Here is a 23641-nt window from a genome sequence, read left to right on the forward strand (position 1 = left end):
TTGCTCGTATAACAGCATAAATCAGCTAAATAATTTAGGTAACTAGCTAAGTACTAACGAACTAACTAATTGATTAACTAATTAATGATTGATTTGATATAAACGTTTGTTATAAATAGCTGATATTTGATATAAGAATTATTAATTAAAAATTAATTGCAAAAATATTTAATCTAGTCACAAAATATACTAAAAAGACTCAAAAAAAATTGGGGGTAAAAATCATGACTGACTCAGCTAAGACACTCTGTCCCTACTGTGGGGTTGGCTGTGGTCTGGAAGTATTACCTCCAGCTGGTTCTGGTCGTGCTACCTATCGAGATAGTCAAGGCAATCCGATTTGGAAAGTTAGAGGCGATCGCTCTCATCCCTCAAACCAGGGTATGGTTTGTGTCAAAGGTGCCACGGTTAGTGAGTCTTTGGATAAAGACCGCCTCAAGTATCCCATGATGCGGGATTCCCTAGATCAACCATTTCAGCGAGTGAGTTGGGATGAAGCCCTAGACCGAGTAGTGAATCGGATTCAGACGGTTCGTTTCACCCAAGGACCAGAAGCAATTTGTATGTACGGTTCCGGTCAGTTCCAAACCGAAGACTACTATATTGCTCAGAAATTGCTCAAAGGTTGTCTGGGTACCAATAACTTTGATGCTAATTCCCGCCTGTGTATGTCCTCAGCTGTAGCTGGATACATCCAAAGTTTTGGTTCCGATGGTCCTCCCTGCTGCTATGACGATCTAGAATTAACTGACTGTGCCTTTTTGATTGGGACTAATACAGCAGACTGTCACCCGATTGTATTTAATCGTTTGCGTAAGCATCACAAAAAGCATCGTCATGTTAAAATGATAGTGGTAGACCCTCGCCGCACGTCTACCGCTAAGCTGGCTGACTTACATCTAGCGATTAAACCGGGTACTGACATTGATTTACTCAATGGTATTGCTCACTTACTATTGCGCTGGGGTAAACTGGACACTGAATTTATTGAGGAGTGTACCAGCGAATTCTCCGCATACGCTCAGGTAATTATCAACTATCCACCGGATATCGTTGCCGAAAGATGTGGTATACCGGTGCATGAACTTGAGGAAGCTGCTCGCTACTGGGCAAAATCGAAGCGTGTCCTGTCTTTGTGGTCAATGGGGGTCAACCAATCATCAGAAGGTACTGCTAAAGTCCGCACCATCATTAATCTGCACCTGATGACAGGCAACATTGGTAAACCAGGAGCAGGACCATTTTCTCTAACTGGTCAACCTAATGCGATGGGAGGACGAGAAGCTGGAGGACTGGCTCACATCTTACCGGGTTATCGGGTAGTAAAGAATCCCCAACACCGCAGTGAGGTGGAACAGTTATGGAAACTCAAGCCAGGGACAATTTCCCCCAATGCTGGTCTTGATGCTTGGAGCATGATCAAAGGTCTAGAAACTGGAGATGTCGGTTTCTTGTGGATTGCTGCCACTAACCCAGCTGTGAGTATGCCGGATATTGAACGAACTAAGGCAGCCCTAAGAAAATCCTCCTTTACTGTCTATCAAGATGCCTACTACCCCACTGAAACCGCTGCCTATGCTCATGTCTTGCTGCCAGCAGCCCAGTGGAGTGAAAAGACTGGCGCTATGACTAACTCTGAGCGAGTTGTCACCTTTTGCCCCCAATTCCGTAATCCACCAGGAGAAGCCAGACCGGATTGGGAAATCTTTGCGGAAGTAGGGCGTCGCCTCGGCTTTACTAAAGAATTTGACTTTACTGACTCTGCCGCTGTCTATCGGGAATTTGTCCAACTTACCCGTGGACGACTTTGTGATATGACTGGACTTAGTCACGAGCGCTTACGGAAAAACGGTCCGATTCAATGGCCCTGCCCTGAGGAGTTCCAAAACCAAGAGTCTTCTGAGTCACTGAGCAATCAGCAATCAGCACTAAATACTGGCAAACGGCTTTATACTGACTTCCGATTCAATACGCCAGATAGCAAGGCAAAATTTGCTGCCTTCCATTCTAAAGGACTGGCAGAACCCCCCGAGGAAGAGTATCCTTTGGTTCTGACAACTGGCAGACTCTATGGTCACTGGCACACTCAAACCCGCACCGGCAGGATTGAGAAAATTACCAAAATGTACCCCAATCCGTTACTAGAAATTCATCCCCGTGATGCCCAGAAGCTGGGGATTAAAGATGGGGGTTGGGTAGAAGTGCGATCGCGTCGCGGAACTTGCCGCTTCCCAGCTCAAGTCACTAAAGCGATTACTCCTGGTACAGTCTTTGCCCCCATGCACTGGGGAGCTTTGTGGGCAAATCAGGCAGAAGCTAATGCTCTGACCCATCCTGAATCTTGTCCCATTTCCCTAGAACCAGAATTAAAAGCCTGTGCTGTCAACTTGGTGCCCATCAGTGAAACTGACAGTATGCGATCGCAAAATCCCAACCAAGAGCCATTAGGAACACCGATTTTACAAAAGCTCAAAGTTTTGAGGTAATTGTTAAAAGTTTTAACCTTCCATTCTTAATTCCGCTCTCCGAGAGTTTCCCAAAGACCTGCCTCACCAAGGGTGATTGGAGTCTGGGTTTGTGTCTGGGCAAGATTTGAAATAGACATAAACGGCACTAACCCCATCACCAAGGAGCACAAAACTATCAGCATAGTCATCCTGACTGGATGCTGCCAGTGTGTAGTTACAACATGAGACTGGGTTGTGCTGCTAAGCTCTTGCATGCTCATGACTAAAACCTCAGAATAGATGTGTACGAATATAGGGATATTTCACTGTTGTCTTTGAGGATGCAGTGCATTGTTCCTATTCATGCCAAGTTGCAGGGACAGTCGGCAACTTGGTATTTTTTTATGCACTAAAATCCTTTACATTTTGAATCATACAAAAATTTTTGGAAAAAGTAGCTAGATTTACCAAATAAAAACATAAAAAGTAACATTAGTTACTGAATTTAATTAATTTTTGTGAAATACAGTAAGTTATGAGGTTTTTAGGCATAGACCTGGGCTGGACTTCTGGAGCAACTGGTCTTTGTTGCTTAGATTGGTTTGACGGCACCCTAAACCTGCTAGATTTAGACCGCAAAGAGTCAATCACAGATATCCTGAACTGGATAGACCATTGGTCACCATCTCCAGAACCCGCCATGGTAGCAGTAGACGCTCCTACCCTGATTCCCAACCCTACAGGAATGCGTCTACCGGATAGACTGACCCATAAATACTTTGGTCGCTATCATGCTGGGTGTTATCCCGCCAACCGCCAACGCCCCTTCGCCCAGCGCACTATAGAATTTGGTCTGAGCCTAGAAAAACGGCAATTTATCCATGCCCCAACTATCACTCACCAAAAACTAGGGCGCTACCAAATCGAAGTCTTCCCCCATCCCGCCATCGTTGAGCTATTCAACCTCAATCGCATTCTCAAATACAAAAAAGGGAGTGCGATTCGTTGAGCAGAAACCGGTTCCAGCCGGGGGATTGCTCGAAGGGATAAAACCCTTTAACTGTGTGGTTCATGTAGGTTAAAATCCTACAACCAAGATGTCTGGTTACTCCATATTCCTAGGCTTGGAGACTGAGTATCAAAGAGTCGAGTGCAAGGAATAATAAGCGGTGTCACGCCAAAAGTCATTTGAGGCTCAAACCGCAAGGGAGACCGAAAGGGTAAGACAACGAACTGGTGCCAGACGCATCGTCAGTGTAAGATTCAGGACACAATGACTTAAGTCCTTTATCGATTTAGAGATGAAAAGGAAACAGGTTTTGCCTTGCTTGTTTCGACATCCTTCTCCCGAAAGGGACATCTCTCGGTGTATAGCCAGTACCCAACCCGGTCAGTCAATGGTCACACGGAACGAAGTAACCGGGATAGTTCCTCCCAATATGGGTAGGTACTCAACCGCAAGGGTTATCCCGGAAAGACGGTGTCAGAAGCTAACGCCCTAGGGAAAGCCTAAGGATATGCAGACGGACACCCCTGAGTCGGCAAGAGTAGAACACGAGTAGCAGATATGTCCAATACACACGAAACCGTGATGGTGGAACTGAATAACTGGAACTCTCTCAACTGGAAGTCCATTGAGAGGGCAGTGTTCAAGCTGCAAAAACGTATCTACAAAGCCTCACAGAATGGGGAAAGAGCTAAAGTTAGAAAGCTCCAAAAACTACTAACCAAATCAAAATCTGCCCGGTTATTAGCCGTAAGAAGAGTAACCCAGGATAATAGAGGCAAAAAGACAGCTGGTATCGATGGGAAGAAAAGTCTAGCTCCAAAGGAAAGGTTAGCTTTAGCCCAGTCATTAGAACTGGATGGAAAGGCAAAACCGGTAAGGAGAATAATGATACCCAAACCCGGCAAGAAAGAAAAAAGACCTCTAGGTATCCCCACCATGGAAGACAGAGCAAAACAGGCTTTAGCCAAGTTGGCTCTAGAACCAGAATGGGAAGCACAGTTTGAACCTAACTCTTATGGCTTTAGACCAGGTAGAAGCACTAAGGACGCAATAGCAGCCATATACGCTGACATAAACAAGAGCAGCTACTATGTGCTAGATGCGGACATAGAAAAGTGCTTTGACCGAATCGACCATGAAAAACTGTTAAATAAAATAAATACTTATCCTCGGATGAGAAGACAGTTAAAAGCATGGTTAAAAGCTGGAGCCTTAGGAAAAGAAGGGTTCATTGAAACCCCAGCCGGAACACCTCAAGGAGGAGTAATCTCACCATTATTGGCAAATATAGCTCTCCATGGGCTAACACAGCTAATGAATGAGACCTTCCCCGTAAGGTACACAAACCGACATCTGGCAGAAAGATATAATCTCCCACAGAAAATAAATCTAAGACCACCGCTGGTTCACAGATATGCGGACGACTTTGTTGTCCTACACAAGAGCTTGGAGATGATTCTGGAAGCCAGAGGGGTCATCCAGGAATGGCTAAAGGAAATCGGACTAAATCTAAAAGAATCAAAAACCTCAATAGCACACACCTTAGGGAGGAAAGGAACAAAAGCAGGTTTCGACTACTTGGGTTTCAACGTCCGACAATACGAGGTTAATCAGGTCAACAGCAAAAAGGACAGACAAGGGAACAAATTAGGATACAAAACCCTAATAAAACCCAGTAAAGAATCCGTAAAGAGACACCTAAGGAACCTAAAGGAAGTTGTCCGAAGCCACAGACACTCAGACCAAGCCAGGTTAATCGGGGAATTAAACTCCAAAATCACTGGATGGGCTAACCAATACAACTCAGTAGTAAGCTCCCGAATATTCAGCCAAATCGACAGTAAACTATTCCTAAAACTTGAGCGATGGGCTAAATACAGGTCTCCTAACAAAGGAACCAAGAAAGCCATAGCCAACTATTGGTGGATAGATAAAGGTGAAGGATGGATATTCAGAACTCCTGACGGTCAGTACACCCTAAATAAACATACGGATACACACATAAAAAGGGTGATTAGACTAAAGGAAGGAAAATCGCCATACGATGGTGATTGGTACTACTGGGCTGAAAGATTAGCCAAATATCATGGTGTAAAGCCAACTGTGAATAAACTCCTGAAAAGGCAAAAAGGGAGATGTGCTCTGTGTAATCACAGATTCATGTCTGATCATGTATTTGAAATAGACCACATCATCCCTAAAAGAGCCGGTGGTAGTAATAAGCTAGAAAACAAACAGCTCCTACACTCCCACTGTCATAATAATAAAACCAGACAGCAAAGAGCGGAATATCCCCATGAAGTATAGGCAAGATACCAATGCCACCAGGAGGAGCCGGATGATTGGGAACAGTCATGTCCGGTTCTGGAGGAGAGTTCGGGGGAGGAATCCCTCGTTCGACTCTAATAACTAAGGGAAAGAGGTGTAACTATTAGCATTTAATCTCATCAAACCTTTTCATATCTCTACAAAGATGTTAGTATAGATTTGTAGAGGTTAAGCCGTTATGAAAAAATATGTCACCCCAAAAGAGGCAGCCGAATATTACGGTGTCTCCATTACAACACTCAGGAGATGGGATAAAGACGGAAGACTTGACAGCATCAGGACTCAAGGGAATCAAAGAAGGTTTTGTGTTGAAGGACAAGACCCGCAGAGTAAGCCCATTGTCGCTTATGCAAGAGTCTCTACACACTCCCAACGAGACGACCTTGATAGACAAGCTGAATTTTTACGGTCAAAATACCCAAACGCTGAAGTTATTTCAGAAGTTGGATCGGGACTCAATTTTAAACGGCGAAAGTTTATCAAAATATTGGAACGAATATACAGCTCTGATATCTCGGCATTTGTCATTGCATACCCAGATAGAGCAGTCCGATTTGGATTTCCGTTACTTGAATGGTTGTGCCAAAAAAGTGGAGTTAAACTCTTGGTTCTCCATGAACGTAAATTATCCCCAGAGCAAGAACTCGTCGAAGATATCTTGTCCATCCTCCACTGTTTCTCTGCTAGGCTTTACGGACTCCGAAAATACCAAAAACAAGTCACGAAAGCGGTACAAGAAAAAACCTCGGAATCAGACGGTGAAGTTGACACCCAACAGTGTCTCAAAGATCAGGGTGTTTCCGTCTAAAGAACTTCATAAAGTTTGGAAAACTTGGCTCAACGCTTATCGGTGGGTTTATAACTGGTCAATAGCTACTATCAAGAATGGCTATCAAGGTAGTGCTTACGATTTACAGAAATTAGCAAGAAGTGCGGATAGACCAGAGTGGGTAAAGACATTACCAGGCCACCAACTACAAGAAGCCGTGGCAGATGGGTTCGATGCAGTTAAGCAGGCGAAAGCTAACGGAGGTTTTGCTAAGTTTAAGTCCTGTCGAGAGACAAGGCAGGTGATCAAGTTCAAAGCAGGAAACTTCAAGAAGGGTTTCTGGTACCCAACAAAAGTAAAAGGATTGTCTTTCCGCTCACCTCAAGACTTCCCTAGCGAATGTATCTACGGAACTCAATTAGTGTGGATCAAAGGAAAATGGTACGGGATTTTTCCTGAGTACATTGAGCCCACTCCTACTGAAGAGGAACGAGTAATAGCCTTAGACCCAGGTGTTAGGACATTCCTTACTGGTTTTGATGGCAGAAATTATATCGAAATAGGTAAGAGCGATATTGGTAGAATCCAAAGACTTTGTCAACAATTAGATCGGTTGATGAGTCGTATTGACTTAAGCTCTGCCAAACGTCAGAGACGAGGAATGAGGAAAGCCGCTCATCGTTTACGCCAAAAGATTCAAGACTTGATCAAGGACACCCACAACAAGTCGGCCTCCTTTCTCGTTAGTAACTACAAGCTGATCTTTTTACCAAGGTTTGAGACATCTTTGATGGTGGTAAAGTCAGCTAGGAAGTTGAACAAGAAGACAGCTCGCAATCTGCTCACCTGGAGTCATTACAAATTTCGTCAACATTTGATACAAATGGCAGATCGGCATGATGTAAGGGTGGTATTAGTTAATGAATCTTACACGAGCAAGACTTGTCCGGAGTGCGGTCATATTCACGAAAAATTAGGCGGTAATAGAAAATTCCAATGCCCAAAATGTGGTTTCTCATTACCACGGGATTGGAATGGCGCACGGAACATAATGATTCGTGCTTTGTCGGCAACAACCACCAGGTTTTCACCTGGTGCTATACAGGTCATTCCTGCTGATAAGTAGGTTTGCACAGGTTAAATGTTGCACATGCTGAACTAATCAAACTTCGTCAATATATTCTCGATACCCTACCCACCCTTACCCCTGCTCTCAACTCCCTATCATCCTCGCCCCTGACTTCTAGTCTTTGCAGTTCGTTTTTCCCCCACATCCCCACTACCGGCAAAGCCCTCAAAGCTGCCGAAGACCAGCTAGATAGCATCATCTGCGCCTATGTCGGAGCCTACTGGTGGTATTGGGGAACTGAATTTAATTGGGTATTAGGAGATGCAACAACTGGGTATATTATTACCCCCTGTCGAAACGGAAAAGACTGATCAACTCTCAAGGCACGCACTATGGCAAAATAGTAATCGTCGAGAAAAATCAACCATAACAATAAAGTAATCCCAGTGAGTCCTACTGCCCAAGCGCCCAAGACTACTCGCCGCCTAGTGTTTCCTTTCACTGCCATTGTCGGTCAGGAAGAAATGAAACTGGCATTGCTCCTAAATGTGATCGATCCCAAGATTGGGGGAGTAATGATCATGGGCGATCGCGGCACAGGCAAATCTACTACTATTCGTGCCTTAGCTGATTTATTACCAGAAATCGATGTAGTTGCTGAAGACCCTTTCAACAGTGACCCTCAGGAACCTGACTGGATGGGCAATGGTAATGGAGCAGCTGCATCTAGGACAACGGTCAAGAAAAAAGTTCCCATGGTAGATTTACCGTTAGGAGCAACCGAAGACCGGGTTTGTGGTACAATCGATATAGAAAAAGCCTTATCTGAAGGTGTCAAAGCTTTTGAACCAGGACTGTTGGCTAAAGCTAATCGAGGCATCCTCTATGTCGATGAGGTTAACCTGCTCGATGACCACCTAGTGGATGTACTCCTAGACTCCGCTGCTAGTGGTTGGAATACTGTAGAACGGGAAGGCATATCCATTCGCCACCCTGCTCGCTTTGTATTAGTAGGTTCTGGTAACCCAGAAGAAGGAGAATTACGACCCCAGTTACTAGACCGCTTTGGGATGCACGCGGAAATCCGTACAGTCAAAGAACCAGTGCTGCGAGTCAAAATTGTGGAAGAACGGGGAGAGTTTGATCAAAATCCCAACCAATATATTGAACAGCACCAAACTGAGCAAGAAGCGTTACAGAAACAGATAGTAATGGCTCAAGAGCGACTTGCTGAAGTAGAAATGGACTACGACTTTCGGGTGAATATTTCAGAAGTTTGCTCAGAACTGGATGTGGATGGACTCAGGGGTGATATTGTAACTAATCGTGCGGCTAAGGCTCTGGCTGCATTTGAAGGACGAACTGAAGTTACAGTGGATGATATCCGCCGGGTGATTACCTTATGTTTACGGCACCGCTTGCGTAAAGACCCCCTGGAGTCGATTGATTCAGGATATAAGGTTCTCAAATCCTTTAACCGTGTTTTTGGGGTTGAAGCAGCTGAAGAAGATTGAGTTACTATAGCGCAATACCTTTCTTAAATAATTAATTTTCTTTCTTGCATAAATAGTTAACTCAAGGCGGATAAGTACTATAGAGCAAGTCTAATCAGCAATCCTAATTCCCATTAAATAGGATTGCTATTACTCATTGCTTTAAGAAAGATTGACTATTCTGACAGATGGAGCAAAAATCCATCTGCTGTCAGTTTTGCTCTTTCTAATCGTAAGTATTCAGCGTTTAGCGTTTAGCTTTCAGCTAATCCTAATCAGGATAATCCGAAAAACGGAGATTTGTCAAGAAAAACTTATCTACTGGCCAGTTTCAGCCAAATTCCTAAGTTTTGCTTGATTCCAAAGCTGACTGGGTAAGTGCCTTCGTGTAAAGTGCGCGTAGCGCGATTGACCGTAGGTCACGCGGGGCGCGTTCGCTAAATACTTACGTTTACTACTTACCTTTGCTTTTATCCGTGAGGTAACTATGAAAGGAATAGCGACTAGCTTTAGCTGGTTCCTAGCGACACTACACTTCACCGGAACTATCAGTGCTTTTTCGGTGCAAGCACAAGTCACTAAGCCAATGTCTAACAATATTGGCTCCAATGCTCTTACTCAAACTATTGCTCAATCACCAGCTGTTAATCCCCCCAACTTTGGAACAGCCCTGGACAATAACCAAGTAGTAGAAGCAGTACCTTTAATTGAACAAACTTGGGAAAAACAATATCAGAATCACCTAGACATCAATTTCCCTGACCAATCCATCACTGTGGAAGAAATTGCTGATACTCTTGGCAAAATCACCAATCAAACTGGTCAAAAGCCTGGTCTTATCTACATGGTTCCGCGACCCCAGCAACTAGAGCTGGTATTAATTACACCAGAAGGTAAGCCCATTCACAAGCGTGTCTCCGCAGCCAATAAGGAAGCTCTGTTGAGTCTAGTGCAAGAGTTTATCCAAACTATTACTAATCCTATTCGTAGGCACTCTAAACATTATCTACCAGTAGCTCAACAACTCTATCAGTGGATCATTGAGCCTGTGGAACCAGACCTTAAAGCTCAAGGCATCAACAATCTAATTTTTTGTCTAGGTGGGGGGTTACGCCACTTGCCCTTTGCTGCCTTACATGATGGCCAAGAGTTTCTGGTGGAAAAGTATAGTTTAGCCCTGATTCCTGCCTTCAAATTAACAGATACTGTCTATACCGACCTGAAAAATTCCCAAGTTTTGGCTATGGGAGCATCAGAATTTAATGATCACAATCCTTTACCTGCTGTGCCAGTAGAGTTATCTGTTATCACCCAATATCCCTGGCAAGGAAAATCTTTCCTCAATAAAGATTTTACCCTAACTAATCTACAGTGGCAACTGGGATATCATAAGAATTTTCAAATCCTGCACCTGGCAACTCATTCAGACTTCCAGGCGGGAAAACCAAACAAGTCTTATATTCAGTTTTGGAATAGTAAACTGACTTTAGATATATTCACTGAATTGCGTTGGCACTCACCAGTGGTAGAATTATTGGTGCTGAGTTCTTGTCAAACTGCCATCGGGGATAAAGAGGCTGAGTTAGGCTTTGCGGGATTAGCGGTTCGCGCCAATGTCAAGTCAGCAGTAGCTAGTTTGTGGTCTGTCAGCGATGGTGGAACCCTAGTGCTGATGAATGAATTTTATCAGTCTCTTAAAACTGTACCAATTAAGGCTGAAGCGTTGCGACAAGCTCAGATCGGGATGTTGAAACAAAAGGTAAGTTTGGCTAGTCTTACTGATCGACCAAATGTGTCCTTGCCTCCAGAATTAGCATCTCTCAACTCTGAAGATTTATCCCATCCCTATTATTGGGCGGCTTTTACTTTAGTTGGTAATCCTTGGTGATAGCTTGCTCTTCTTTAAGCCATCAGCTATCAGCTATCAGCTATCAGTCATCAGCTATCAGTCATCAGCTATCAGCCATCAGCTATCAGCTATCAGCTATCAGCTATCAGCTATCAGCTATCAGCTATCAGCTATCAGCCATCAGCCATCAGCTGACCACTGACCGCTGACTGCTGATAGCTTACGTTATTACAACCAATTCCCTACCATGATATAAGGAGCCCAGAAATAAGGGTGTTCATAGCTTGGGTCTTGTAAAATTGATTTTTGGGCGCGATTGAGGGCTTCAGCTTTTGAGATTGATTTGTCAGTAAGTTCCTGGTAAAACCGATTCATTAACACAGCTGTGACTTCATCATCCACTAACCAAATAGTAGCAAGGGTACTACGTGCTCCTGCTTCTATCGCTACACCAGCTATACCCAGAGCCGCTCTCTTGTCCCCAGTTGCTGTTTGGCATGCACTCAGCACCAGTAATTCGATCGGAGTGGGTTGCCGTAGGTCTGTAGTTTGCAGTAATTCCTTCAATTCAGTAACATTGATATTACTATCCCAGGTCATAATGAAAGTCTTCTGGGCTTCAGAGCTAAATTGACCATGGGAAGCAATGTGTACTACTGGGAAAGTAGCTGCTTCCAAAGAATTTTCAAACCTGGTTTCAGTAAAGTCCTGATTGAGGAGGATTTCACTAGGAACTTGAGCCTTAATTTTCTCTAGCTCTACTTCTACAAACGGCAAAGGTACAGATCCCCGACGGGATTCAGACAACCCAGCCGTTAGGACTTTGATATCTTCCCTGACTAAGCGCTCGGGATTCATTAAATCTAGTCCAGGGGTTAGCGCTATACTATACTTCTCGACTAAATACTGCTTACCGTCGTGAAGTGCTGCCATGGGAATATTGCGCAAGGCTCCATCAAGAACAAATACTAGGGTGTCTACTTGAGAGTTAGCTAAATCCTCTTCAATCGGTCGGATTACCCAATTGTATACCTGCTGCGACATTGGTAAAAATGCCCGTCGATGAACCTGCTGTAAAAACTTACGCAGTTCTTCCAGAGTAGATTCAGTTTGGTCTTGGGGAAGCTCTGTTCTATAGTGGCGCAGTTGTTGTTGGGGTAAGCGGATAATGATATCCACGCTTTCTGGTAATATGATAGGATAAATTAATGCTGCTTTAGTATCAACTTGGTCGATGACTTGATCAATCACTACAGGAGTAGCGTTTAAACAGGCTGAGCGAAAATAGTTATCTAGTTCGGCTAGCTGCAGTGACTCAATGATCTCACGGGCTTTTTCCAAGTTGTCGGGATTGGAATTCCTGCTGTCTGATTGCAGCAGTAATTGCACGAATTCTCGATAGACTGGCTCTACACTCTCTCGAAATGTAAACCTGACCTCTTGGTTAACAGCTACTAGGTCACTCCGTAGAGACTTGAGAGTGTTAACTGCTTCGGTGTAAGCTGCGATCGCATTTTGCTCTTCCCCCTGCTGTTTCAAAATACGTCCTAGTTGCCATTGCCAGCGATAGCTAATATCTGGAGCATTGATTTCTTGAGCTAACTTTAAGGCTTGTTGAGTCAGGTCTTGAGACTCTGGTAACTGCTGATTCTTCTGATAGAGTTGACCTAGACTACCAAGAGCATAAGCTTCCGCTCGCTTATCTCCCAATGCTTTAGCCTGTTGTACTGCAGTAGCTAGGATTTTCGCAATTTCATAAGAAGGCTCAACCCCAGTCTTAGCCGAAAGCTGAAGTCTCTTGGCTGAAGTCTGAACATTTCTTTCATCCTTGATACTTCTGACTTCATCCTTCATTAGGCTTTGAGCAAAATTAATCCTCAGATAGATACTGCGGCGGCTCAGAGGTAAGGATTCCAGTTGAGGCCAGATTTGAGGAATTAATGCTTGTGCTTGCGCAATCCTTTTATTGTCAATCAATAAGCTAAGTTGATTTAATTGGGCTTCAAGCTTAGTGATTGGATCTAATGACTCATCGAATGCTTGTTGATAGTAATCAATAGCTTCGTCTAATTCTTGCTGAGCCCGTGCTGTATTCCCTAAGCTAAATAATGTAGCGCTAATCTCTTCAGACGATGGTAAGTTTCGGGCAATCTCTAAGCTTTTTTCTAAGGTTTCCCGGGATTGACTCAGCTCTCCTACTAATTGACGCATATTTCCAAGCGATCGCAATCCTATCGCTTTGTTCAAAGAGTCAGGTTGAGCAGTTAACGATTCCTCGACCTGATTGAGTAGATTCAACGCCCGCTTATACATTCCTAATTCTTGTAGGGCTTGCGCTATATTAATCCGACTCCGAATCTGACCGGCTTCATCCCCTAATTCACCATAAGTTACCGCAGCTTGCTCCCAACTTTCCATTGCTGCTTTTGCTTCTGATGAACCAAGCTCAATACTTCCTTTGATCATTAGGGATTGAGCCAGCACTTGTAAGTATCCTGTAGACTTATCGGTGGCTTTTAGAGAGCGCAATATTTTTTCACTATTAGCGATCGCATTCTTGGCTTGAGTCCATAACCCCAGTTGCTGATAAGCCAACGAGAGATTACTTAACACCATCGCTTCTGAGAGTTTATCTCCCTGAGTTTGATTACTCTCAAGAGCTTGTTCTAAAACATCTACTGCTTCGGCGAATCTACCTGAATCGTAGAGACCTTTGCCCTGTTTAAGTAACGTGGAAATTTTAAAGTTAGCAGGTTGAAGGTTAGCCGGTTTAAAGTTATCAGGTTTAAAGTTAGCCGGTTTAAAGTTATCAGGTTTAAAGTTAACAGCTTGTTCGCCTTTGGCGTTCGAGTAGGGTAGGTTAGCCGGTTTCAGGTTTGTCCCTTTAAGAGCAATATCCCCTTCAACATTCAACCTTTCAACCTTCAACCCTTCAACCCCTTCAACCTCCAACCCTTCAACCTTAAAGGTTTGTGGGATTTTTGCTAAAACCGGAGGTACTAAATTGCACAGTAATGCTGTTAGCAGAGCAATCAGAGGCAACCTTATCCACCTCTTTATCCTCAACCCTAAGGATTTACGATTTACTCTACCTATACTACCACAATATATCTTTTTTTTTACCATGGCTGATTTTCTCCCTTACTGCACCTCATCGCTATCAAAAACGCTATATTCATTAGAATCTATAATTTTTATTTTTCTGTTCAAAATGGTCTAAAAATCAACGAAAAGTAGAATCCATCTTCCTGTAACGTTCTATCTCTAGTTTCAACATCCACCAACTGCAAGCCCCAGCCGATATTAGCCTCTAGTAAATCTCCTTGCTGCCATCGCAAACCTAGACCAAGGGATGCGATCGTGTTATCATCAATATCATTTTCATCGTCTTTATTCCAGCCAGTACCAAAATCAAGAAAAGGAGTTAACTGCACTAGAGTTCCGCTATCAGGATTCTGAATAATTGGCAGACGCAGCTCCGCAGAAATAAAGGCACCATTGTCTGATAAAATTAGATCCTGGCGATAGCCCCGTACACTCTGTAAACCCCCAATCCCTATCTGTTCTAATGGTACCAAGCCTCGGTCTGCTAGTTGCACATCCCCTCGGATTAATAAGATAGTGTTTGGTGCCAGTAGCCTTACCCATTGCCCTTGACCACGCCACGCGAAGAAATTGCTATCTGGTTCACCCCTGTTAATGGTAGTATCTCCTGAACTAATCCCGATACTTAACTGGGAACGAGCTGCTAAAACTTGTTGTTCACTGCGCTTCGTCCACTCTTGGAATAACCGGATGGCATTAATCCGCGTACGCCCTTCATCATCAGCTCCTGCTGATAAAGGAAAGGGCGTATCTAATATAGATGTTTCACTTTCCTGGCGTGAGCCGGTGATACCAATAGCTACTTCTTCCGTAGGAGTTTGGAATACAGGCTGGCGCAGGGTTATTTCATAAAACCGTGATTCTGAGTCAATATCTATCCTATCAAAAGGAGGCTCAATTACTTCACTAGCTGTTGTCCCATAAGCCAAGCGCAGAGTACCATTACGAGGATTAATCGGTAAGGTATAGCTAACATCAAAGGTATCACTACCATCAGTGTTAGTATAGTTTAATTCTAAGGCATCTCCCAATCCCAGTAAATTGCCTTCTCGAATTTGGGGACGACGCCGAAAGCTTCCGACACTGGGAGAGCGCCCATTATCTAATGTTATTTGGGTGCTGAAGGTATCGGCTTCAGTTACTTTTACTTCTAGCAAACTCTCCCCAGGCTCAATACCCGCCGACAATTCAGCTGAGATGTTGGCAATTAGAGGGTCGAGTCGCAGCATTTGTAAGCCGTTGAGTAAGCGCCTTACATTCAGAGGCTTCTTGGTAGCGATCGCAAGACGGCTTTTGATGTAATTAGGATTAAGCCGACTCAGACCCTTGACAATAATATCTTCTAATTCCCCTTCGATAATGTCAATTCTAACTACCCCATCTTCAAGTTGCTGAGGTGGGATATAGGCTCCAGAGTTAACGTATCCTTCTTTATCATATAACTCCGTGATCTCAGACCGGATTTTAAATAATGCTGGGAAAGATATGGGTTGATTGAGGAAAGGATCGGTAATTTCCGCTAATTTTTCCTGGCTGAATACCGTTGAGCCAATAATATTAAAGCGTTTAATGACAATTCGTTTTGGAATGTCCTCCAGAATTTCGTCCGGTAGATCAGGGCTAGGAGCAGATGGGTCAAGAAGTTCGTCCACAGGAGGAAGTTTCTGGGGAGGTTGAGGTTCTGGTGCTGGTTCCAGAGAGGGAGGTCGTCTAGGCTCGGGGAAAGGGATTCGCCGCCGATCCTCGGGTAGCTCTATACCCGGAGGTAGGTTTGGAGGTAGGGCTTGACTAATTTTTGCCGAGGCTGGAGGACTCGGTAGTTGGTTAATATCGATGGCGTTGAGATTTGTTACAGTGTCGCTCCCTAAAACTTGATTATCCCTTTTGTTCAAGTTCTCTGGAATTGGCACTGGCTCCTGTGGCCATGAATCCTTTACGAAGATTAGACTCTGATCATTAACAGCAGCTCCAGCTTCTAAAGGTTTCAAGATTAGGCTACTAACGACTGCTAATGCACCCAAGGTTAACAGAGATGAACTCCTGACTACCGCAACAAATCTAAACATTACTTACCAGATCGCAATTGTTTTTAGTAGGTAAGAACTATTAATTAGTTTTCCTGGTGCTAGAGTGACAAATAACACGAACAGTAGTCAAGGGTAAGGGAATAAATTGAGAACTAATGTAATATATCTGTAGATATATCAGTGTATTTAGGGATAACTTTTGCGTCCGCTGAATGTGACTAGTAAGTATATCTACTAATCATCTAGGGATAACTTTTGCGTCCGCTACTCCGAGTGAAGCATTTCTGCTGTTTGATTTGAACCCTTGACCAATAACATTAAGGTTTTAACCTTCAAGTTAACACCTTGTTTTTTTGATTCTTAAGCTACGCAAACAAGTAGCTTCCAGCTGGGATGACCCCAAGCTAATACTGATCTTGCAATTAACTAAAGACTTTAGTGAGAATTTCTACAGAAGGGTCAACTTCCAGCCACACCGTAGCCCCACAATCCTTGGGACAATTGGGTTGATAGACTAACCGAGATGGACCCTTGATTTCTACATAATGACCGTAGGTGTTGCGATTGCCTTGTTTGACAGTGAGCACAGGCTTATAGGTGTCGTACTTTTTATTTTGCTTAATCACGTTCTGGTTGACGTGGATGTAAGTCGCCACCTTCTGGAAACCTCTTCTCCAGGTTCCCTTGGGTCCACGGCGACCAGGACTGACCCTAGGCAAGCCGTTAAATAGGGGAATTTGCCAAAATCTGCCTACTTTTTGAGCGCCCTTAATTCTGCCATTTTTGAGAAGTTGGCGAACTCGTTGGACGCAAATCCCTAGAAGAAAAGCTGCTTGGGTAGTTCCGACTATCTTGGTTTGTTGGTTCATTTTTTGTGATCCTTTACTATCGCGCTAACCTTATATCTAATATAACACATGAATTTCAGGTTGTGTTAGGTTTTTTGCAAAACTTTACATTTTATCTAGCGCTAGTTTTTGGAGAGCGCTAAGGGTTGTTTGCGTTAATTAAAGGGATTGTTGAATTAGCGCTATACTTTAGCCGAATTTATCTAGCGCTAATTTTTGGGAGTTTTATGGGATGTTTAACTTGATTAAGTTATGAGCTTAAAATAGCGCTATACTTTAGCCGAATTTATCTAGCGCTAATTTTTTTTACCCGATTCCCGATTCCCGATTCCCCCAAGACTTTGTTACAAAAAATTGCAAAATATGTTATAATAAAATATTTTTTATGTTATAATAGAATCATAGACGTGAAAGCGTTAAGAGCCAGCCCCAAGTTTTCCCAAGGCCAAAGGCTGGCTCTAGACCCCCAGTTAAGGAGATACCTAAAGTATGACTTACAGCGAACGCCTATACCCGTGGGCGTTCGCGTAGCGTGGCCGTAGGCCAATCATCCGCCTATTGCCGAGGATGCAACGGGTCGTTGTTGGTCGGTACCGGAAGCGGTCTGATGCGGAGGGGCATTTGCGGGCACTTAAACGCTTGATGCCTGATGGGGAATTTGTGATTATTTTTGATTTGCCCGAGCCTATAGATGAAGAACCTGAGGTTAGTGGGGAGTAGGGTTTGGCTGAGGGCATGATGAGCAGCATGATTAACTTTGTGGTCACCCTCTCAGGTATTGAATGGGATCGACCTTTGGTCACGCTACGCGATCGCACTCTCTCCAAAATTACTGCAATTTCCAACAGTAAAGGATTTTCACGCCTTGTTGCTGTTGCTAGCGCGATTGACATGCAGTCACGCTATGGGATCACATAATTTCTTAGATTGTTGAAATTTACGATAACTATCGAAGTTGCTCAACCTAACACTATCGTAATTATCCAAAATTGCTGTAATTTCCAACAGTAAAGGATTTTCACGCTTTGTTGATTAAGCTAACGCGATTGGCATGCAGTCACGCTACGCGATCGCACTCTCTCCAAAATTGCTGTAATTTCCAACAGTAAAGGATTTTCACGCCTTGTTGCTGTTGCTAGCGCGATTGACATGCAGTCACGCTAAGCGATCATATAATTTCTTAGATTGCTGAAATTTACGATAACTGTTGAAATTTCCAACAGTGAACGATTTTCACGCTTTGTTGCTCAATAAGGCGCTATCGTGATTATCCCAAATTGCTGTAATTTACGATAACTAAGGAAGTCGATTAAGCTAGGGCTATCGTGATTATCCCAAATTGCTGTAATTTACGATAACTAACGCGCATTGCTCAAGTTAACGCGATGCTCGCTACGAGCCGCTACGCGATCGCATGATTTCCCAAATTGCTATAATATCCAATAGTCAAGGATTTTCACGCTTTGTGGATTAAGCTAGCGCTATTATGATTATCCACAATTGTGGGAATTTTCGATAACTATCGCGCATTGCTTAAGTTAGCTCTATCATGATTATCCCAAATTGCTTAAATATCCAACAGTCAAGGATTTTAAGCAAAGTGGCTTAACCTAGCGCTATTGTAATTTGCCCAAATTGCTGAAATATCCGACAGTAAAGGATTTTCACCGAATCGTGATTATCCGAAATTGCTGGAATTTTCGATAACTATCGCGCATTGCTCAAGCTAGCGCGATGCTCGCTACGAGCCGCTACGCGAACGCATGATTTCCCAAATTGTTGAAATTTCCAACAGTAACGGATTTTCACGCCTTGTTGCTCAACCAGCGCACTATCGCGATTATCCCAAATTGCTGGAATTTTCGATAACTATCGCGCGTTGCTGTTGCTAGCTCTATCATGATTTTCCCAAATTGTTGAAATATTCGATAACTAAGGAATTGACTGAAGTTGCTCCAGCTAGGATTATCGTTATCATTCAAAATTGCGGGAATTTTCGATAACTACCGAAGTTGCTGAAGCTAGCATTATCGCGATTATCCTAAATTGCGGGAATTTTCGATAACTATCGAAGTTGATTAATCTAGCGCTATCGCGATTATCCTAAATTGTTGAAATATTCGATAACTAAGGAATTGACTGAAGTTGCTCCAGCTAGGATTATCGTTATCATTCAAAATTGTGGGAATTTCCAATAGCCAACGAATTGGACTGAAGTTGATTAACCTAGCTCTATCATTTAGATAGCGCTATACTAATTGAATCAGAGCGATCGCATTATTCCCGAAATTGCTGAAATTCTCGATAGTGACAGGATTCTACTGAAGCTAGTTAAACTAGCGCTATACTTATCCATCACCACTCTAATTGCTGAAAATTGCTGCAATTTCCAACATCAAGCTCAACCTTGGCTACCACAAGACCTAGGACTATACCAATTACTCTTAGGAGTAACATTATTCGGCTCAGCTGTCAAGATAATTGTACCATCCTCGCCCACAGTCCAACCCTGAGCTTCCACTATTTTCTTCTTACGACGAGGAGGAGTCGGAGTCTCGACAGTGCGCCGTTTCCCTCTCATGGGCAAGTAACTCACCTCAGGGGTAGGAGTAGAGGTAGCTTCTTCGATAGTCTCTTCTTCAGTATCAAGGGTAACCCAATCTACCAGTACAGACTGTTGATTGATTGGGTCTAGGGGACTTGGGGGTAAGCCACCTCGTCCAGTAACAATGAATTCACCCAGTTCATCTACTGCTATTTTTCCACTCCTGGGACAGTTAGCGACAATTAATGCTGAGGGGTCAACTAGTGATGTGGGTAGGATCTCAGGATCCTGTGCTGAGTTGGTAATATCCCTGGTCACAGTCCCAGATTGACCACCGCTAAAGCTAAGGGCTGCTATTTCACTATTATTATTCTGAAAAGCTAACGATGGGTCTATATTTCGATCTGAGCCAATAAACGCATTAGTATCTTCAAGTACATTTAGATTAAATAAGCCCTGGAGGGTGATGTTGATGTTTCCACCATCCCCATCCTGAGCATTGGCAAATATATCGCTACCTTTGTCTTGATTATTTAAAGGCAGCGCTACTAATACTCCACCTTCAATAGTGATATTTCCACCATCAACATCATCCCCTGTAGCATCAGCCAATATTAAACTGTTGTTATCAAGTATGATCACTCCTGGCACATCGATATCAATAGTTGCTGCTTGTTCGTTGTTGGTGGGATTTTTTCCAGTAGCAGCTACAAGTTGGCCGTTGTCTAGGGTGAGAGAATCAGCCTCAATGGTTAGTTTGCCAGCTTCTCCTAGCTTGCTCTGATCCACGTCACCGTTCTCATCCACTTCAGTCTCTGGAAACCCTTCTTCTGTTAATGGGACACCGCTGACTGCTATGCGTGCTCCCTTCTCGACAGTTAGCTCATCTGTTTCTATAGTCACATTTCTAGCAGTACCACCTTCGGTTGCTTGAGCGAATATTCCTGCAGGAGATTTAGACTTATCTGGTAGATTTCCAGTTAACAACACTGAGTCTTTAGCGTTCACTTCCACATTTCCGGCTGTACCTTTTTCGCTCGAAGAAGTAGAAGCAGAAATCTGACTGTTGTTTACGGTCAAGGTGTTTACATCTAATTTGATATCACCACCGGCAAAGCCACTTTCACTTTGAGCATTCAAAAGTGCGCCATCTGATAGACGCAAGCTCGGTGTTTCTATCTGAATAAGCCCTCCCCCAGCCTCAGCTCCGTTTCGAGTTTGGGTAAATATACCACTTTCTCTTGTCGGTTGGTCATCATTATCAAGCCCAATCCCAGAAATATCAACAAAATCCGTGGCATTGACTGTAATATCACCTGCTGCAATGTTGCCCTGAGTAAAAGCTTCTAATCTCCCTCCATCTTTGAGGGATAGAGAACGAGCTGTAATGGTAATGTTGCCGCCTCCTGGGGTGTTTTGCGCTCTCTCTGGGTCTCCCGCGTTACGCCCTACGGCAGTTGTGATGTCACTATTGGTAAGCTCAATCTTATCCTTAACCGTTATCGAGATATTTCCAGGATTTCCCGGACTGTTGTTTCTAGCCTCAGCATCGATCGCGCTTCTACGGCTTAAGAATAGCGAGCCAGCTTTAATGGTTATCTCGCCACCGTTGCCTGTAGCTCCTCTTTGGGATACTGCTTCAATTTGGGCTTGATCTTTCAAGATGAAGTCTCCCTCCACTATGATGTCGATGTCGCCTGCGTTTCCATTTCCTCGACTTGTTCTTGTACTAGTAGTTATACCATCAGGACCACTTCGATTCGGTCCAATAATCGTCAGGGAGCCAACACGGATTACGATTGGGCCAGCATTACCATTGTCATTAGTGTTAGTTGTAATTTGAGTTTGAGTACTTCTTGGTCTTCCGTCACCACTATCTGACTGAGACTGCAGATCCCGCCGAGAATCCATCAACAGCTCACCAGCAATGATTTCAATTTTGCCGCTATCTCCGTCAGCTCTTCCTACTCTATTCTCAATTCTGCTATCCTCTGTAATCGCAACTGTTCCCCCAGCATGGATGATGGTTTCTCCGCCATTTCCTGTTGCTTGATCACCTCGTCGTCTACTCCTTGATCCTCTTGTCCAAGCCTGAATTCTGCTTCTATCTTCCAAGGTGACATTGCCATTGGGAGCGTTAATCTCTATAGTTCCTCCCTGACCTGAACTGGTGGTCTTGGTCTTAATCGTACCCTTATTGGTCAGCAGTACATCACCAGTCACATTGATCTCAATATCCCCGCCGTCACCTGCTCTCTTCTCTGTTTTGGTAAAAATTCCTTCTTCTGTTTGATCCCTGATGTTTGCTCTAGACCGATCAGAGGTAAGGAAGACCGAGCCAGCATTAATGGTGATTTTTCCTCCGTTTCCAGCTTTGTTAGTAGTTTTGGTCAAGATGCCTTGGTCTTCAGTATCTTCTTCATGATTATCTGTATTGGAAAAAACTGAAACCTTTAGCTGGTCAGCAGTAAGGATAATCTCGCCGCCATCACTGCCAACTGCGGCTGTTTTGGTAAAGATGCCCTGGTCTTCTTCTACTCTTGACCGCTCTTCTGTTTCTTTAGACGTCGATACAGAGATTAAGCCAGAGGTGATAGTAATTTTTCCGCCTTCTCCACCGCTTTCCTCAGTTATGGTAAAAATTCCCTGGTTTGGTTTATTTTCTCCGTCATTGTTAGTGGTTACCGTAACTGAGGAATCAGTAGTGATAATAATATCACCACCTTTCTTACCATTTCCTTGAGTTATGGTAGAAATTCCTTGGTCTTTATTAGAAGTTTCGACTTCTAAAGAATCAGCAATAATCCTAATCTCACCACCATCAACATTTCCATTTTCTGGCACCAAGGTTTCTATAGCGCTATTAATAACTCGAACATTACCTTTCTTGACGCCATTGGGAAAATCTAAACCGAGCTTGTTACCGTCTCTAGTTAATGCTACTTGTCCTTCTGCTGCGCTCAATCCCGCTAACAGAATATTCCCACCTTGATTGGTGGATATCTTACTATCTTCGATAACCTCAACATCACCACCGAGTAACAACAGGTTATCAACGGCTAGCTTCTCTAACTTAGCTCGACTGGTAATACTACCACGAGTCATATTATCGGGAATTTGATTAAAGAAGAACACATTAGGATTAACCGTCAGCAATGGCGAAGGAGGCTCGGGATTAGAGGCACTAAACACTCCTTGATTCCCAAACCCAATCCCATCAGCAGTGGTGCCTACAAAAGAACCGCGTACATCCAGCTTGGCATTTTTACCAAACAAAATCCCCTTGGGATTAATCAGAAACAAATTAGCTCCACCATTGACTCCCAAGGTGCCAAAAATATTAGAGGGATTCTTACCAGTTACCCGAGACAGAATATTTTGAATCCCAGCTGGATTAGCAAAATAAACGCTTTGTCCGTTTCCCACATTAAATTCTAGGAAACTGTGGAACAAATTGATATCCCGGATTGCTCCTCCCTTAATTAGATCAACAATTTTCCCATTTACCTCACCCGAGCCCAGGTCTAGCAAAGACCTTTCCCCTGCGGGCAAAGTGGTATCAGGAGTAATCTGAGCATTAGCTTGGTTAGCTAGCAATGGGTACGCTCCACTAATGGCTAAGCATAGCGCTAAACTCAACTGAGTGTTATACCGTTTCAAGACATCTAATGCCATGGGATTGGTTCTCTTGATCTTGGGGAGGGTTAGTTAGCTTCAGCTATCAGTTATCAGTTATCAGCTTGCCCATTGGCGTACGCTACGTGGGGTTTATTTTAAGCTAACAGCTGACTGCTGATTGCTGACAACTGACGTTTGATTAATAGTTGCTTGAAGCTGCTATTGCTAGTAGCAATACTAATTATTCCTGCACGGAATAATAATAACAGAATTTATTATACCTATACTTTCTAGCCATTGATGTAAAGTTTTGTTAAATAATAACGTTAGCCAGGGCTACAGAGATGGGTATTTGTTTGCTGTTCCCTACTCCCGATACCCGATTCCCGATTCCCGTTCCCCTCCTGGGAGGGGAACGGGGTGGGTTCCGATTCCCTTTGTTATACATAGTCTGTTAATGTAATAAAATGTAAATAAATTTAAAAACTATTTATAAAATATCTGGCTAAAGACTTGACAGACGATAAAAGATAT

Annotated in this window: 16 protein-coding genes; 11 read left to right on the forward strand and 5 right to left on the reverse strand. The window is 43.5% G+C overall.

The window, feature by feature from the left end; genetic code table 11:
- Positions 1–224 precede the first annotated feature (224 nt).
- Complete coding sequence (locus F6K53_RS18435; RefSeq protein WP_293071944.1) at positions 225–2486, forward strand: nitrate reductase; 2262 nt, start codon at positions 225–227, stop codon at positions 2484–2486.
- Positions 2487–2512: 26 nt separating this feature from the next.
- On the opposite strand, the gene F6K53_RS18440 is transcribed toward F6K53_RS18435, so the two are convergent.
- Positions 2513–2728, reverse strand: a complete 216-nt coding sequence (locus F6K53_RS18440) for a hypothetical protein (protein WP_293018490.1) — start codon at positions 2726–2728, stop codon at positions 2513–2515.
- A 254-nt stretch (positions 2729–2982) separates the two neighbouring features.
- Here F6K53_RS18440 and F6K53_RS18445 point away from each other — a divergent pair, with 254 nt between their 5' ends.
- The 8 genes from F6K53_RS18445 to F6K53_RS18480 all read left to right on the forward strand — a co-directional run bounded on the left by F6K53_RS18445 (position 2983) and on the right by F6K53_RS18480 (position 11173).
- Complete coding sequence (locus tag F6K53_RS18445) at positions 2983–3456, forward strand: DUF429 domain-containing protein (RefSeq protein ID WP_293071943.1); 474 nt, start codon at positions 2983–2985, stop codon at positions 3454–3456.
- Between the two features lie 582 nt (positions 3457–4038).
- Positions 4039–5763 (forward strand): group II intron reverse transcriptase/maturase, encoded by a 1725-nt coding sequence (gene ltrA / locus F6K53_RS18450; protein ID WP_293081614.1) that lies wholly within the window; start codon positions 4039–4041, stop codon positions 5761–5763.
- A 199-nt stretch (positions 5764–5962) separates the two neighbouring features.
- Entirely contained in the window at positions 5963–6592 is a 630-nt protein-coding gene (locus F6K53_RS18455; RefSeq protein ID WP_293081617.1) for an IS607 family transposase, read from the forward strand.
- Complete coding sequence (locus F6K53_RS18460; RefSeq protein ID WP_293081619.1) at positions 6579–7679, forward strand: transposase; 1101 nt, start codon at positions 6579–6581, stop codon at positions 7677–7679. The genes F6K53_RS18455 and F6K53_RS18460 overlap by 14 nt, the downstream gene beginning before the upstream one ends.
- A gap of 2 nt (positions 7680–7681) precedes the next feature.
- Positions 7682–7993 carry a hypothetical protein gene (locus F6K53_RS18465; protein WP_293074749.1) on the forward strand — a complete coding sequence of 104 codons (312 nt, stop codon included), beginning with the start codon at positions 7682–7684 and terminating at the stop codon, positions 7991–7993.
- 75 nt (positions 7994–8068) lie between these two features.
- Positions 8069–9136, forward strand: coding sequence for a magnesium chelatase ATPase subunit I (bchI, locus tag F6K53_RS18470; RefSeq protein WP_293074746.1), 1068 nt, complete (start codon positions 8069–8071; stop codon positions 9134–9136).
- A gap of 466 nt (positions 9137–9602) precedes the next feature.
- Positions 9603–11003 (forward strand): CHAT domain-containing protein, encoded by a 1401-nt coding sequence (locus F6K53_RS18475; protein WP_293081622.1) that lies wholly within the window; start codon positions 9603–9605, stop codon positions 11001–11003.
- Positions 11000–11173, forward strand: a complete 174-nt coding sequence (locus F6K53_RS18480) for a hypothetical protein (protein WP_293081625.1) — start codon at positions 11000–11002, stop codon at positions 11171–11173. The genes F6K53_RS18475 and F6K53_RS18480 overlap by 4 nt, the downstream gene beginning before the upstream one ends.
- Positions 11174–11192: 19 nt before the next feature.
- Here F6K53_RS18480 and F6K53_RS18485 read toward each other — a convergent pair whose 3' ends face one another.
- The 3 genes from F6K53_RS18485 to F6K53_RS18495 form a co-directional block, all read right to left on the reverse strand.
- Complete coding sequence (locus tag F6K53_RS18485) at positions 11193–14006, reverse strand: CHAT domain-containing protein (protein ID WP_293081628.1); 2814 nt, start codon at positions 14004–14006, stop codon at positions 11193–11195.
- A gap of 164 nt (positions 14007–14170) precedes the next feature.
- Positions 14171–16135, reverse strand: coding sequence for a ShlB/FhaC/HecB family hemolysin secretion/activation protein (locus F6K53_RS18490; protein ID WP_293067142.1), 1965 nt, complete (start codon positions 16133–16135; stop codon positions 14171–14173).
- Positions 16136–16518: 383 nt separating this feature from the next.
- Positions 16519–16965 (reverse strand): helix-turn-helix domain-containing protein, encoded by a 447-nt coding sequence (locus tag F6K53_RS18495; RefSeq protein ID WP_293067140.1) that lies wholly within the window; start codon positions 16963–16965, stop codon positions 16519–16521.
- Positions 16966–17511: 546 nt separating this feature from the next.
- On the opposite strand from F6K53_RS18495, the gene F6K53_RS18500 reads away from it, so the two are divergent.
- Positions 17512–17664: a hypothetical protein gene (locus F6K53_RS18500; protein ID WP_293067138.1), complete on the forward strand. Its 153-nt coding sequence runs from the start codon at positions 17512–17514 to the stop codon at positions 17662–17664.
- A 15-nt stretch (positions 17665–17679) separates the two neighbouring features.
- On the forward strand, positions 17680–17862 hold the full coding sequence (locus tag F6K53_RS18505) for a hypothetical protein (RefSeq protein WP_293067135.1): 183 nt from the start codon (positions 17680–17682) through the stop codon (positions 17860–17862).
- A 1483-nt stretch (positions 17863–19345) separates the two neighbouring features.
- On the opposite strand, the gene F6K53_RS18510 is transcribed toward F6K53_RS18505, so the two are convergent.
- Positions 19346–23164, reverse strand: a complete 3819-nt coding sequence (locus F6K53_RS18510) for a filamentous hemagglutinin N-terminal domain-containing protein (protein ID WP_293067132.1) — start codon at positions 23162–23164, stop codon at positions 19346–19348.
- Positions 23165–23641: the final 477 nt, after the last annotated feature.

The sequence above is a fragment of the Moorena sp. SIO4A1 genome, assembly GCF_010672065.1.
Taxonomy (GTDB): Bacteria; Cyanobacteriota; Cyanobacteriia; order Cyanobacteriales; family Coleofasciculaceae; genus Moorena.

What these genes read in the sequence shown, in the direction of transcription:
- F6K53_RS18435 (WP_293071944.1), top strand. Translation starts at nt 225, where the DNA reads ATGACTGACTCAGCTAAGACACTCTGTCCCTACTGTGGGGTTGGCTGT.
- F6K53_RS18440 (WP_293018490.1), bottom strand. Translation starts at nt 2,728, where the DNA reads ATGAGCATGCAAGAGCTTAGCAGCACAACCCAGTCTCATGTTGTAACT.
- F6K53_RS18445 (WP_293071943.1), top strand. Translation starts at nt 2,983, where the DNA reads ATGAGGTTTTTAGGCATAGACCTGGGCTGGACTTCTGGAGCAACTGGT.
- ltrA (WP_293081614.1), top strand. Translation starts at nt 4,039, where the DNA reads ATGGTGGAACTGAATAACTGGAACTCTCTCAACTGGAAGTCCATTGAG.
- F6K53_RS18455 (WP_293081617.1), top strand. Translation starts at nt 5,963, where the DNA reads ATGAAAAAATATGTCACCCCAAAAGAGGCAGCCGAATATTACGGTGTC.
- F6K53_RS18475 (WP_293081622.1), top strand. Translation starts at nt 9,603, where the DNA reads ATGAAAGGAATAGCGACTAGCTTTAGCTGGTTCCTAGCGACACTACAC.
- F6K53_RS18490 (WP_293067142.1), bottom strand. Translation starts at nt 16,135, where the DNA reads ATGTTTAGATTTGTTGCGGTAGTCAGGAGTTCATCTCTGTTAACCTTG.
- F6K53_RS18495 (WP_293067140.1), bottom strand. Translation starts at nt 16,965, where the DNA reads ATGAACCAACAAACCAAGATAGTCGGAACTACCCAAGCAGCTTTTCTT.
- F6K53_RS18500 (WP_293067138.1), top strand. Translation starts at nt 17,512, where the DNA reads ATGCAACGGGTCGTTGTTGGTCGGTACCGGAAGCGGTCTGATGCGGAG.
- F6K53_RS18505 (WP_293067135.1), top strand. Translation starts at nt 17,680, where the DNA reads ATGATGAGCAGCATGATTAACTTTGTGGTCACCCTCTCAGGTATTGAA.
- F6K53_RS18510 (WP_293067132.1), bottom strand. Translation starts at nt 23,164, where the DNA reads ATGGCATTAGATGTCTTGAAACGGTATAACACTCAGTTGAGTTTAGCG.